Origin of the sequence: Loktanella salsilacus (assembly GCF_900114485.1) — a bacterium.
Lineage (GTDB): Bacteria > Pseudomonadota > Alphaproteobacteria > Rhodobacterales > Rhodobacteraceae > Loktanella > Loktanella salsilacus.
The window spans coordinates 1-13,193 of sequence record NZ_FOTF01000027.1; the positions used below are offsets into that span (position 1 = coordinate 1).

A 13,193-nucleotide genomic window follows, 5' to 3' on the forward strand; every position below is an offset into this window, starting at 1 on the left:
AGATGACGTCTCCGCCCTGCCCAGCCATGCTGCAACACCGCACCTGAGACATTTCTACTTTGCACACCGAGGGACATTCTAACTTGGTTGCAACAGATCGCTACCTCCACGGTGGTCATGTTCGGTCTGATGTATCTGAACTCGTACTCTTTTGAGCATATCTATTTCTCGCAGACCCGTATGTGGATGGCGCTCTACATGGGTGCGATCATGGCGATTATCATGCTCGCGTTTATGCTGGGCATGTACAAGAACCACACAGCCAACATGGCCATCTTTGGCGGTTCCGCGGTGGTTTTTGCGCTGGCGCTCTGGTTGGTACGATCACAGGAAACGGTCGGTGACGTCGCGTGGATGAAGGCAATGATCCCGCACCACTCTATCGCAATCCTGACGTCGTCGCGCGCCAACATCACGGACCCCCGGGTTCGCAAATTGGCCGATGAGATTGTGCAGGCACAGGACCGTGAAATTGCGGAAATGCGCTGGATGATTGCCGACATCGAAGCCAATGGCGAACAGGCGACGTTTCCGTTGGGCGAAACCGATGTTCCCGCCGAGGTGACATCGCTGACTGATGCATTGTCATCCGCCGTCATCGCCTCTGTGGATCTGGCACCATTGAGCGACGAAGAAATTACCCGCGCCCTACCCGCCGGTGCTGTTTGCGATTTCCGTCGTGGCATCGACGCGGGTCCTGTATTCGCCGTCTCTGCGGATGGTGCATCGGTGACGAAGGTATCTGGCCAACTGGTTATGCTGACGGCAGGCGAGGCCCTTGGCGATGCTGGCGTTGCGGCCCAGGCGGAAGGCCTGCGTGTAACGGTCACGCCCAATGCCGCTCAAGATGAAGCCACTTTGCTCTTCGACCTGACCGCAGAACAACCTTTAACTGTCGGCTACGATGGCTACTGGACCTGCGCAGGCTGAAGTCTGTTACGAAAGATAAGGAGTCTGCCTCATGCCCAAAGACAATAGTGCGGATGCCAAATCGGCTATCCTCTACCGGATGGTCATGTCAGAGCACACATGCCCCTATGGCCTTAAATCCAAAGACCTGCTGGAACGGCACGGCTACAAGGTCGAAGATCACCACCTGAAGACCAAAGAAGAGACAGAGGCCTTCAAGGCGGAACACGACGTCAAGACGACGCCGCAGACCTTCATCGACGGTCAGCGGATCGGCGGCCATGAAGATCTTCTGGTATTCTTCGGTAAGGCTGACCCGGCGGATGATGGACTGTCCTATACCCCTGTTATCGCGCTATTCTCAGTCGCCGCACTGACGGCTGTCGCGTTCACATGGTATGCTTTTGGCACCCTGTTGGCTTGGCAGACGCTGGGCTGGTTCGTGTCACTGTCAATGATACTATTGGGTCTGCAAAAGCTCAAAGACATTGAGAGTTTTTCGACCATGTTCCTGAATTACGACCTGCTCGCCAAGCGTTGGGTACGCTACGGCTACATTTATCCGTTTATCGAGACCGGCGCAGGCATTTTGATGACCGCGATGGTTGCGACATGGCTGTCAACGCCGTTGGCACTGTTGATCGGCACAATTGGAGCTGTCAGCGTGTTCAAAGCCGTGTACATCGACAAACGCGAGTTAAAATGCGCCTGCGTTGGCGGCGACAGCAACGTGCCACTGGGTTTCGTATCGCTGACCGAAAATCTGGGGATGGTCGCAATGTCGGTTGTGATGCTGGCCCTGTTTTTGACATGACGATGTTCCAGTCAGTCGTCATGAGAGATGACGATACGACAGCGCTGGTATACCTCTCACATGAGGGGAAGGAGAAGGTGAGCAATATGGGTGAATGGCGCGGAGAATGTAGGGGCCTAGACTAAAGAGGCATAAGACCTGCAATCCCTGCGTGCCGTCATCTTTTGATTTTAAAATTTGGCGCTCTGCCGACCATTCAAAAACTGAGAGACACTACACTATCACCACAATTCAGTCTAAATATCTGATCGCATCAAAAAGGTTTTGACCCTCCTGCGCTGGAACCTGTTTCAAGCTTTCGCAATAACAACCGTTCAAATGCGGCGTGCAGGCAGTATGACCACCTTTCATCCAACGCAAACCAAAGCAACGCCTGTGGGTTTTGGCGGCGGGCGTGTGTTCGGCTGGCAAATGTCATGGGCGACGGATATTTACCGTCTTTTGGTGGGCCGACCTCTCTCGCGGTCTCCTCGGGGAATTGTGGCGCGCCTGGCATCTGGTCTCATGTCACTTCTTGTCGTCATGCTTGTTCTAGACGGCGGGCACCTTCAACCCGCCTTCGACGCCCATGTTCACCCTCACGCCATCGCACAGTCCGCGACGATAGCGACACCCAGCCATTCTACAGCCTCGGGGTGTCATGTCATGAATGCCTGTGGATTGGTTATCGGGATCACGAACCCCATTCCGGACAAGCCGGCTCTTGAGGCTGCATTGCATACAAGGCCAGCGATTTCGAACGTGACAGACCAGGTGGGCCACCGGTCCGATGTGCCACCACCGCGCATCTGAAGCCATGTCCTCGACCGGGACTGCTTCGCCACATTGCCACATTTGAAAAGAAGACAGATATGAAACGATCAATAACGATCGGCGCGATCATTGCATCGTCGCTGGGCGCCGCTGCACTTGCCCATAGTGGAGCCACAGGCGTCGTGCTGGAGCGGATGAACGGTATGTCCGCCATGAAGAAAGTCATGGGAGAACTTGCGCCAATGATGCGCGGGGAGGTCCCTTATGATGTCGCCGCGGCCCAAAAGGGTGCCGCGACCATCATGGCACACGCCGGCGGCGGCATGGTGAAACTCTTTCCCGAAGAGGCTATTCCCGCGACATCTTACGCGGTGCCAGCGCTATGGGAGCGATGGGATGACTTTTCTGATCTGGCCGATTTGCTGGAAAGTCAGGCGTTTGGATTGGCAATGGCCATACCCAACGGGCTGACCGCGCCGGAGCCGCCAAGCCCGCCTCATGACATGGAAGCGATGAATAACATGTCCGACATGGTCGGTATGACTGATGCAGTCGTGCAGCCATCGCAGGATCTGACCGTGGCACAACTAATGGGTGTCGAACCGACGGCTGATGCGCACACAAGCCCAACAGTTCTGCCGGAGGAGCGTGAAAGTAGCTCTCTTGATTATACCATGATGGCCGCACCGGCCGCCTTTGAAATGGTTAGTCAGACCTGTGCGGCGTGCCACAGCCAATTTCGGCGGGGTAGTTGATATGCGATCACTCGTCGTTCCGCTGATCTTAGGAGCTATCTTCGCGGCTGCTGGCATTTTTATCGTAGCACGCTGGCCCATTATGGAGCCTGTCACACTTGGTATGATGGAAGGTGATGCAAAGCGTGGTGCCTATCTTGCCCGGTCTGCGGGATGCGTAGCATGCCACACTGACGTTAAGATGGGAGGGGCCGCGATGGCAGGCGGAGCACCTTTGGACACGCCTTTTGGCCGTTTTGTCCCGCCGAACTTAACGCCGGATCCGGTCCATGGCATCGGAGACTGGACGTTGGATCAGTTCGCTGTTGCCGTGCGGCAGGGAGTCAGACCCGATGGAAAGGCCTATTATCCTGCGTTCACCTACGAATTTTACAACCAGTTCACCGATCAGGACATGGCAGATCTCTGGACAGCGTTCCGCACAGTGCCGCCCGTATCTGTTCCCACAGCGCAGCACGATTTAAACTTTCCATTCAACCTTAGATGGGGCCTCAAGCTGTGGCGGGCGCGGTACATGACACAGTCTGAAACGACGCCTGTCATGGCGCAGTCGGATGCTTGGAACCGCGGACAACAGCTGGTGAACAAGGCAACGCACTGTGGAGCCTGTCACACCAAACGCGGATTGTTCGGCGGGCTCGACGCCAATGCAAAATTGGAAGGAAACACCAACTTGCCGGGAGGTAGCAAAGCCCCTTCGATCAGTACCGAAGACCTGTTGTCACGGGGGTGGACCGTTGCCAACATGGCCTATGCCCTGCGGACAGGAATCACACCAGACGGCGACGTACTGGGCGGAAGTATGGCCGAAGCCATAGCGCAAGGCACCGGGATGCTGACCGAGGGGGACCGTGAAGCGATTGCAACCTATCTGCTGACCCCGTCAGGCCAGATCAGCGTTGGATTGCCAACCAATGCAGCGGTTTCTTCGATGGACAGTATGGCCGGCATGGAAAGCGGAGGAAACTAACATGGAGTTTCATTACCGCCCATGGACCGGCCTGGCATGGGGCCTCACCACCTTCGCGAGTGTCGGCACGATCACTGCAGTCTGGTCCAACCCCTGGTTCACCCGGATGACAAGCGTTGCTGTCTGGGAATTTCCTGCGGTGCTTTTGTTGGCTATTCTGACCGGGGTATTCTTTGCAGTCCGCTTCACGGCCTGTGGCGCACGCCGGGCCGGGATCGGGGGCGTCCTGTCCTTCATCGGCATCGCCTGCCCTGTTTGCAACAAAATCCTGATGCTAGTCTTCGGCGGCCCCCTGTTGTTGGCGTACTTCGATCCTGTCCGGCCCTACATCGCTCTGGCGGGGCTGATCCTTCTGGCCGTCGGCATCTATCGGAACATCGCAGCCCGGCGCGCGGCCCTCGCCACGGCATGGGTCATGTCATGACCAAAACGCATATAGACCCTAAGGCATCTCCCCGGATAACGCGCCGCGGTATGATTTTGGGCGGCGCCCAACTGACAGTCGTAGGCGCGCTCGGTTTGCGGATGCACAAGATGCAGATCGATGAGGCCGACACATTTCGCACGATGGCAGAAGAAAACCGGATCAGCATGCAACTGATCGCCCCGCCCCGCGGGCGTATTCTGGATCGGTTCGGAGCTGTTCTTGCTGATAACCGACCGACATATCAGGTGACCATAGTGCGCGAGCGGGCAGGCGATGCCCAAAAGGTCCTTGCGCACGTACAGATGATCCTAGGGCTGTCTGACGATAACCTGAGGCAAATTCTGGAGGAAATGGCGGAGCGTAGTAGCTTCGTGCCGATCACGGTTGCCAAAGACATCACGTGGGATGAGCTGTCACAGATTTCGATTAACGCCCCTGCTTTGCCGGGAGTTTCGGCAGATGTCGTGCTTCAACGGGTTTACCCCTTCGGGACCGATTTTGCCCATATTGTCGGCTATGTTGGGCGTGCCAATGCGCAGGACGTCGAAGACAACGACGGTAACAACGCCCTGCTGGCCATGCCCGGCTTCCATATCGGCAAGATCAGTGTTGAAAAGGCCGAAGAGGCGTCCTTGCGCGGCACCGCCGGCCGTCTGTCGGTTGAGGTTAACGCAGCAGGCCGTGTCATGCGGAGTCTGGACCAGGTCCCACCTGTGTCCGGGGCGGACCTGCAACTGACGATCGATCATCATCTTCAGAACTTTACGCTGGCCCGGCTCGCTGGCCAGAGTGCCGCGGCCGTGGTCATCGACGTTCAAAACGGTGACCTGCTGGCATGCGCCTCGGCACCTACGTTCGATCCGAACCTCTTCGTCGATGGCATCTCCTCGAAGGACTACAATGCGTTGCGCGACGACCCATACAGACCCCTCTCGGACAAGGTCGTTCAGGGTGCGTATCCGCCAGGCTCGGTCTTGAAGATGTCTTTGGCTCTTGCAGCACTTGAGGGGGCCCAAGTCAGTCCCGACGAGACAGTCTATTGCCCGGGGTTTGTCGAAATCGGTGGTCGAAGATTCCACTGCTGGAAGCGCGGCGGACATGGCCGTATCAATTTGCGTGGTGCCCTGCGCGAGTCCTGTGACGTATTCTTCTACGAGGCTGCCCGGCGGGTGGGGATCGACAACCTACATGCCATGAGCGCGAGACTCGGTCTGGGCGAGAGGCCTGATCTCCCCCTCTCAGGAATTGCGTCGGGTCTGAACCCGTCCCGGGAATGGAAAATGCAGCGCTACGGAAAAGAGTGGCTGATTGGCGATACGATCAACGCATCTATTGGGCAGGGTTTTGTGCTGGCCACGCCGATGCAACTTGCGATCATGGCAGCGCGAATTGCGTCCGGAAAAAACGTGACCCCACGCTTATTTAAGCCTCAAATCGCAAGTGATTTACCAGGTTTTACAGACATGGGATTGGCACCCGCGTCCCTAGCGCTTGTTCATGCCGGAATGACAGATGTCGTCAATGCCGCACGCGGCACTGCGAAATCATCCCGGATTGTGGCTGAGGGGCAGACAATGGCGGGCAAGACTGGATCGAGTCAGGTCTTTAGCATAACGGCGGCAGAACGGGCCGCTGGCGTACGCAGTCAGGCTGACCTTCCATGGGACCGCCGAGACCATGCGCTATTCACTGCTTTTGCGCCTATAGCGCAACCGCGCATCGCGGTATCGGTCCTCGTTGAACATGGCGGTGGCGGATCGCTTGCCGCAGCCCCCATCGCGCGTGATCTGGTTCTATTTCATCTGAACGGCGGGCTGCCCCCAGTTGAGGCTTACCCGGCAGATCAACGCGGTCGCATGCAAACAAGCTTGGATGAGCTGAGCGCATCAATCCTGCCAATCGATCGTCACGCGCAAAAAGAGCGGACATAGCTACCACACAACTGTTCCCCAAAGAACGAACCAAGGTATCGCATCGATTGGCTTATGGATGTGAAAGAATGAATGACCGCCTTGCTGTCGAAGACGCAGCCGTCAGTATTGAAAATGCAGTTTTTGTCCGACGTCAAAATATTCCGTTCTCTTGTTGAAGTTCACGGATATAGCGCGCAATCATCAGAACATCGGCATTGGTGACGCCATCAATCGGGGGCATGTCGCCGAAACGCCAATGATGCGACCGTACTCCATTCTTGGCCGCTAGAACGAATGCCATGTCAGAATGGTGGTTAGGCTCATAGGTCTTATGCACCAGCGGCGGGGCGACGCCATTCTGACCTGCAGCATTCGTACCATGACACGAAGCGCATTTAGCCTCAAAGCCACGTTGCCCCATAAGGGCGTCGGCTGAAAGTTCGGGTGGTACCACAACGTCGACCATCGGCACATTTTCAGCCAGTGTACTTGTATCTGGGGGCGGCATGGATGGACGTCCATCTTGGGGTGCAGCGTATCGGGCGGCCCAGTAAAAGGCAAAGCTGCTCAGCACGAAAACCGCTATGATCGCTTTATATGTGTTGTTCAATTTGTGCCTCGTCTCTCAGGTGCTCAGTTGCCGCATGTCCCGTGAAGGTTCCCTTCAAAGCCCGCCTTGTTCACAGACAATCACCTGCACGATTAAAGTGGCGACGTTTCGCATGCCCGATTTGGAATGCAAAACGTGTCAGGCAAGACAACCCTGTTTAGGCGCGACTATCAATGCGTCGATGCCCAGGCTGCAAGGCGCGGCTCAAATCACAGGATGATAGCCCGAAACTAGTTCGACCCTCTGTGTGGCTCAGGTCAGACATATTTCACTGTCGTCATCATGCCCGCCGCCATGTGGTAAAGGTTATGGCAATGCAGCGGCCATTCGCCGGGGTTGTCAGCGTCGAACTGAATCGTGACCATCCCCATTGATGGGACCAAAACCGTATCCCGCATCGCGCCGGAAATTTTACGCCCCTCCAGACCAACAACCTGAAAATGATGTCCGTGCAAATGCATGGGATGCGACATCATGGTCATGTTATGCATCGTGATCTCGACGCGTTCTCCGACTGCCACTTCCAGCGGTTGACGGTTATCGTAGGTCCGCCCGTCGATACCCCAGACATAGGCCTGCATGTCGCCTGTCAGCATCGCCATGATTTGACGCGTCACAGGTCTGACCGAAAGTGGAAATGCGGCCACAAGCTGCTGCTCCATCTCCAGCAGGACCGGTGCGGATTTCGTGTCTGCAGTCTCACTCATCTTTGTGATCGTCGCACCCGTCGGGGCCAGCACGATCCCCGTGCGAGCGGTATCACCTTCGCGCTGCGCCAGTACCGGAACAACGGCCCCATCGGTCGGCATCGTGACTTCGATATCAATGCGTTGCGCCATTGTCAGCCCGAACTGGCTACCGCGCAACGGTTGCACAGGCATGCCATCGACGGCTATGACAGTACCTTCGATCTGACCCAGATCGACCCAAAAGTTCGTCGATGCAGCTGCGTTGATAATCCGCAGCAGAACAGTATCGCCCTTGTCGACAGCCACGACTTCAGGATCGGACAATGTGCGGTCATTGGCGAGATAGGCATCAAAAGAGATATCGTTCAGGTCCATGTCCATGTTGTCCATGGCACCCATCGCCATGCCGCCCATGTCCATTCCCGGCATGGCCGCGGTACTATCGTTCCCGCTCATGCCTGAATGGTCCATCCCCGCCATGCCCCCCATGTCCATCGTTGCTGTGCCGGATCCGGCGACTGCTGCGCCACTCCCTTTCAAAGTCGCAAGGATTTCCTCCGGAGGTGTGAATGAAAAATCATGCAACAGCACGACGATTTCCTGCATTTGTGGCTCGCCGTCACGGACAATGAGGGGGGCGGCCATCAGCTGCGTTTCTTGCAGACCCATATGCGAATGCATCCAATTCGTGCCGCCGCGCGGCAGATCGAACCTGTAATCCATAGAAGCGCCGGGCGCGATCGGTTCCTGAGACAAAGGGTTACCGTCCATACCGAACGGGGGCGTCAGCCCGTGCCAATGAATTATTGTGGCCACGTCGGTCGTGTTGTTCAACGACACGTTGAACCCGCCCGCAGCGTCAAGGATCAAACCGGAGCGCCCCTCAACATCCGTAATCCCGAAGACGGTCGCAGCCTTGCCATTCACCTCAATCGTGCGTGTGCCAACTGTCAACGATTGACGGGAGCTCGCAGCCCACGCTGCCGAGTTGACGCCCAGACCTGCAGCGAGCGTGGTGGACCCAGCAAGGGCCAGAAAGTGACGGCGGTCGATGGCGTATTGGTCGCGCATTGAAAAGGCTCCGTTGTGGCTGATTTGGGAAACAGATCTGGTTAAGGGATTCCGCTACTCACCTTCCTGTGTGGGAAGGCAAGTCCCATTTGAGGATGACCTCTTCAGCTCGCGGTCCCGTGATTGCTGTGAAGTACTCGAACGCAATGTGGTTGCCTCAGATTCATCGGGACCTTGCGCGCTACAACTTCACCCGGCGCAATCGCAGTGCGTTGGCGATGACCGAAACTGAGGAGAGGCTCATTGCCGCAGCCGCAATCATCGGAGATAGAAGCAGTCCGGTGACGGGATAGAGCAGCCCAGCCGCGATAGGGATCCCAAGTGCATTGTAGGCAAAAGCAAAGAACAAATTTTGTTTGATATTGCGCAATGTTGCATGGGCGAGTTTGCGTGCCCGTACAATGCCCATCAGATCACCACCTAGCAAAGTGATACCCGCGCTTTCCATTGCAACATCGGCGCCAGTGCCCATGGCAATACCAACATCTGCAGCAGCCAGCGCCGGTGCATCATTGACCCCGTCGCCTGCCATTGCGATCTTGTGGCCATCCTTTCGCAATTGATCGATCAGCGTCTTCTTGTCTTCCGGCAATACACCGGCACGCACCTCGTCGATCCCCAGTTTCCCGGCAACCGCTTGCGCAGTACGTTCGTTGTCGCCCGTCGCCATGATCACGCGCAAACCTTGTGCATGCAGTTCCTTGATCGCCTGCGCTGTCGATTCTTTGATCGGATCGGCCACCGCAACGATCCCGGCCAGCGTGCCATCGACCGCAACAAACATTGCCGTCTTGCCATCGGTCCGCAGGGTGTCAGCTTTGGCATCGGCGTCTGCCGTGTCCAAATCCATATCCTTCATCATCGCAGAATTGCCAAGCGCCACGGCCCGCCCGCCGACTTTGCCACGCACGCCCTTACCTGTGACCGCCTCAAAGTCCGTAGCCTCTTGGCGTATCGCACCATGCGCTTCGGCCCCTTCCACGATGGCTTCAGCCAGTGGATGCTCAGAGCCACGCTCGAGCGCTGCGGCCAGGGAAAGAATGTCAGCCTCGGTCACATCGCTAAGGACTATTGTATCAGTCAGCTTTGGCTTGCCCATCGTCAGCGTGCCGGTTTTATCCACGATCAGCGTGTCGACCCCCGCCATGCGTTCAAGCGCCTCGGCATCCTTGATCAGCACGCCCGCTTGTGCGCCCCGCCCTGCTGCCGTCGTGATCGAAATCGGCGTCGCCAGCCCAAGGGCGCAGGGGCAAGCGATGATCAGTACCGAGACAGCCGCTGCGATGGCAAAGACTAACGCAGGGTCTGGGCCAAAGATCATCCAGAGTACAAAGGCGAGGATTGCTACCCCCACCACGGTCGGCACAAAGACAGCCGCGACCCGATCCGCCATACCTTGAATCGGCGCGCGTGACCGTCGTGCGTTCGACACCATAGCAACGATCTGCGCCAAAACTGTATCTGCGCCGACTTTACTCGCCTCAATGACCAGAGAGCCGTTCTTATTGATCGTGGCACCCGTCACCGCATCGCCCGGGCCCTTTTCAACAGGCATCGATTCGCCGGTCAACATGCCCTCGTCCAGACTGGAGCGTCCTTCGATTACCGTACCATCGACCGGCACGGCATCACCGGGACGCACACGCAGGCGGTCGCCTTCCATAACGTTTTCCAGCGGTGCGTCGTATTCCGATCCATCCGGCAGGATACGCCGCGCAGTCTTTGGCGCGAGATCAAGAAGCGCCCGGATCGCATCACCGGTGCGTTCCCGTGCCCGCAGTTCCAAAACTTGGCCAACGAACACCAGCGCAATGATGACAACCGCCGCCTCAAAATACGTGCCGACACCCTGACCCATCCGGTAAACTTCAGGGAAAATGCCTGGCAGAAATGTGGCCACGATAGAATAGAGATAGGCCGCCGCCACGCCCAAGCTAATCAGCGTCCACATATTGGGGGAGCGGTTAATCAGCGAGTCCCAGCCACGTTTGAAGAATGGCAAAGCAGCCCAAAGCACGATTGGCGTTGCCAGCACAAACTCGACATAGCTTGCTATCTGATGGCCAATCCAGTCACGAACCGGCAAACCCACCAGTTCGCCCATTGTGAGAACGATGAGCGGCACAGCTGCCACCGCAGAGATCCACATCCGGCGGGTAAAATCTGTCAATTCATGACTGGGCTCGTCCGTCGGCATAACCGGTTCCAGCGCCATGCCGCAGATAGGGCAAGGCCCAGGTGCATCGCGAATGATCTCAGGGTGCATCGGGCAGGTATACTGAACATCAGCCGGGGCGGCCTTCTTTCGCCCGGCAGCGCGGCCAGTGGCATAAAACCACGGATCGGCATTGAACTTCGTTTCGCATTTTTCCGAACAGAAATGATAAGTCTTGTTCTGAAAATCCGCATGACGCGTCTTAGCTCCCATAGCGACGGTCATACCACAGACAGGATCTTTGGCAGTCTCAGCGCCCTTAGGAATGACCGTCTCCATGTCTCCGTGAGCGTGTTCCATTTTGTGGCAACCTTCTGATGATTTTCTTTTGCTTGGGGCTTCCAGCAGCTGGAAGCGCAAGCCTTATTTGTGTTGGTTATGTTGAATTTTGGGGATCGGGTGGCGCGCCAGAAAAACCCGCTCGAACAGGAACACCAGCGCCATGAACGTTAACCCAAGGATAACGATCAGCGGATCGGACTGCCATTTCGATACCGCGAACACCATCAGCACCACGGCATCGAGCGCGATTGCAGTTAATAAAACCCAACCCCGGGCCTTTATGTCGTGGCGAAGATGTCGAAAGACGCCGATGTGGATGATGATATCCATCACCAAGTAGAACAATGCGCCAAGAGATGCGATGCGGCTCAGGTCAAAGAACACCGTCAGGAAGCCTGCGATCACTACGGTGTAGACGAGCGTATGGTCCTTGATCGTACCCGGCATTCCGAAATGGCTGTGCGGGATCATCTTCATATCCGTCAGCATGGTCAGCATCCGCGACACGGCGAACACACTTGCAATCAGCCCGGACGCCGTCGCTACGAGGGCAAGGGCCACTGTGAGGTAAAAGCCAGTTTTGCCAAGTGCGGGTTCCGCCGCTTCAGCAAGGGCATAGTCCTTTGCCGCCACAATGCGGTCGAGCGACAGACTGGAGCCTACAGCGAAGGCGACAAGCAGATAAACGACGACACAAATCGCGATGGAAGCGACAATAGCCCGGCCCACATTTTGATGCGGGTTCGTAACCTCGGCACCGCTGTTGGTGATGGTCGTAAATCCCTTGAACGCGAGAATGGACAACGCGACGGACGCTACGAAGCCGGTAGCCCCGGCTTCTCCGACGCTCGCCTCAAATGTTATCCCACTCGCCCAAAGGCCTGCCGCCCCAAACAGCGTAATGCCACCAACTTTAAGTGCTGCCATGACAATAGACAAAAGTCCCACGGCGCGACTTCCAGAAATGTTGACCAAGTAGGCGAACACGATGAGCCCGACACCGAGCACCGGTACGAGGATGCTATCGGCTTCTCTGCCAAGAGCCCGCATCGCGTACGTGCCAAAGGTGCGTGCGACAAGACTTTCACTGATGACCATCGACAACGTCATCAGTAATGCGGCCCCCGCGGCGACCGTTGTCGGCCCGTAGGCTTTTTGAAGGATCATCGCGATCCCACCCGAAGACGGGAAGGCGTTCGACATCTTGACATAGGTGTAAGCGCTGAACGCGGTCACAATCGCACCAACGACAAATGAAAGCGGGAATAACGGTCCTGCCAGTTCGGCGATTTGTCCGGTCAGCGCAAAAATACCCGCGCCGATCATCACGCCGGTGCCCATCGCAATTGCCGCGAGCAGAGTAATGCTATTTTTTGTGTAGACCTGTGTCATCAGTCTTCCTTCTTGGCTTTCTGCCGCGTCGTGGCCCTGACCAAGAGCAGTACGATCACCAAATCAAAGCCGAGAACCGCCCTTGGCACGCCCTTAGCGTATTCCGCAGATCACGTATTTGCCCGACTGGCAGATGACGCCTGGCGATACGGATTGCTCTGCGCGGCGCGATAATGCTGACGCCAGAGCCGCCGTTCACCGCGCGGCTCTGAATTTTGGATGAGCCAATCTAGGTCGTGCGCATCGTGCGGTGAAACGCGCGACGTAGACCGCTCACCTGCCAAGGTGTCATTTACGCAGATATTTCAGCAAGGCTGCTATTACGACACCCGCGAGAACAATGCACACGATCGCCCAGAGCCAGCTAAAACCCATTCCAAAACCCATACTGTA

General features: G+C 56.8%; 10 protein-coding genes. 6 read left to right on the plus strand and 4 right to left on the minus strand.

Annotated elements, in window-relative coordinates; genetic code table 11:
• Nucleotides 1–87: 87 nt before the first annotated feature.
• The 6 genes from BM131_RS16950 to mrdA all read left to right on the plus strand — a co-directional run bounded on the left by BM131_RS16950 (nt 88) and on the right by mrdA (nt 6,559).
• A complete protein-coding gene (locus BM131_RS16950) occupies nt 88–930 on the plus strand; it encodes a DUF305 domain-containing protein (RefSeq protein WP_245754286.1) in 843 nt (280 codons plus the stop codon).
• A 31-nt stretch (nt 931–961) separates the two neighbouring features.
• The gene (locus BM131_RS16955; protein WP_090191370.1) at nt 962–1,723 is read left to right on the plus strand and encodes a MauE/DoxX family redox-associated membrane protein; all 762 of its coding nucleotides are present in this window, start codon (nt 962–964) and stop codon (nt 1,721–1,723) included.
• 851 nt (nt 1,724–2,574) lie between these two features.
• On the plus strand, nt 2,575–3,231 hold the full coding sequence (locus BM131_RS16960) for a c-type cytochrome (protein WP_090191372.1): 657 nt from the start codon (nt 2,575–2,577) through the stop codon (nt 3,229–3,231).
• A gap of 196 nt (nt 3,232–3,427) precedes the next feature.
• On the plus strand, nt 3,428–4,201 hold the full coding sequence (locus BM131_RS16965) for a c-type cytochrome (protein WP_342713986.1): 774 nt from the start codon (nt 3,428–3,430) through the stop codon (nt 4,199–4,201).
• 1 nt (nt 4,202) lies between these two features.
• Nucleotides 4,203–4,625, plus strand: a complete 423-nt coding sequence (locus tag BM131_RS16970; RefSeq protein WP_090191374.1) for a hypothetical protein — start codon at nt 4,203–4,205, stop codon at nt 4,623–4,625.
• A complete protein-coding gene (gene mrdA / locus BM131_RS16975) occupies nt 4,622–6,559 on the plus strand; it encodes a penicillin-binding protein 2 (protein WP_090191375.1) in 1,938 nt (645 codons plus the stop codon). The genes BM131_RS16970 and mrdA overlap by 4 nt, the downstream gene beginning before the upstream one ends.
• Nucleotides 6,560–6,692: 133 nt before the next feature.
• Here mrdA and BM131_RS16980 read toward each other — a convergent pair whose 3' ends face one another.
• The 4 genes from BM131_RS16980 to BM131_RS16995 form a co-directional block, all read right to left on the minus strand.
• Nucleotides 6,693–7,151, minus strand: a complete 459-nt coding sequence (locus BM131_RS16980; protein ID WP_425434316.1) for a c-type cytochrome — start codon at nt 7,149–7,151, stop codon at nt 6,693–6,695.
• Between the two features lie 257 nt (nt 7,152–7,408).
• Nucleotides 7,409–8,911 carry a multicopper oxidase family protein gene (locus BM131_RS16985; protein WP_090191377.1) on the minus strand — a complete coding sequence of 501 codons (1,503 nt, stop codon included), beginning with the start codon at nt 8,909–8,911 and terminating at the stop codon, nt 7,409–7,411.
• Nucleotides 8,912–9,092: 181 nt separating this feature from the next.
• Nucleotides 9,093–11,426 (minus strand): heavy metal translocating P-type ATPase, encoded by a 2,334-nt coding sequence (locus BM131_RS16990; protein ID WP_090191379.1) that lies wholly within the window; start codon nt 11,424–11,426, stop codon nt 9,093–9,095.
• A gap of 63 nt (nt 11,427–11,489) precedes the next feature.
• Nucleotides 11,490–12,800, minus strand: a complete 1,311-nt coding sequence (locus BM131_RS16995; RefSeq protein WP_090191381.1) for an APC family permease — start codon at nt 12,798–12,800, stop codon at nt 11,490–11,492.
• Between the last annotated feature and the right edge of the window lie 393 nt (nt 12,801–13,193).

Bases quoted from the DNA above. Each gene is read 5' to 3' on its own strand.
- BM131_RS16965 (WP_342713986.1), top strand. From the start codon at position 3,428: ATGGCAGGCGGAGCACCTTTGGACACGCCTTTTGGCCGTTTTGTCCCG.
- BM131_RS16955 (WP_090191370.1), top strand. From the start codon at position 962: ATGCCCAAAGACAATAGTGCGGATGCCAAATCGGCTATCCTCTACCGG.
- BM131_RS16985 (WP_090191377.1), bottom strand. From the start codon at position 8,911: ATGCGCGACCAATACGCCATCGACCGCCGTCACTTTCTGGCCCTTGCT.
- mrdA (WP_090191375.1), top strand. From the start codon at position 4,622: ATGACCAAAACGCATATAGACCCTAAGGCATCTCCCCGGATAACGCGC.
- BM131_RS16995 (WP_090191381.1), bottom strand. From the start codon at position 12,800: ATGACACAGGTCTACACAAAAAATAGCATTACTCTGCTCGCGGCAATT.
- BM131_RS16960 (WP_090191372.1), top strand. From the start codon at position 2,575: ATGAAACGATCAATAACGATCGGCGCGATCATTGCATCGTCGCTGGGC.
- BM131_RS16970 (WP_090191374.1), top strand. From the start codon at position 4,203: ATGGAGTTTCATTACCGCCCATGGACCGGCCTGGCATGGGGCCTCACC.
- BM131_RS16990 (WP_090191379.1), bottom strand. From the start codon at position 11,426: ATGGAACACGCTCACGGAGACATGGAGACGGTCATTCCTAAGGGCGCT.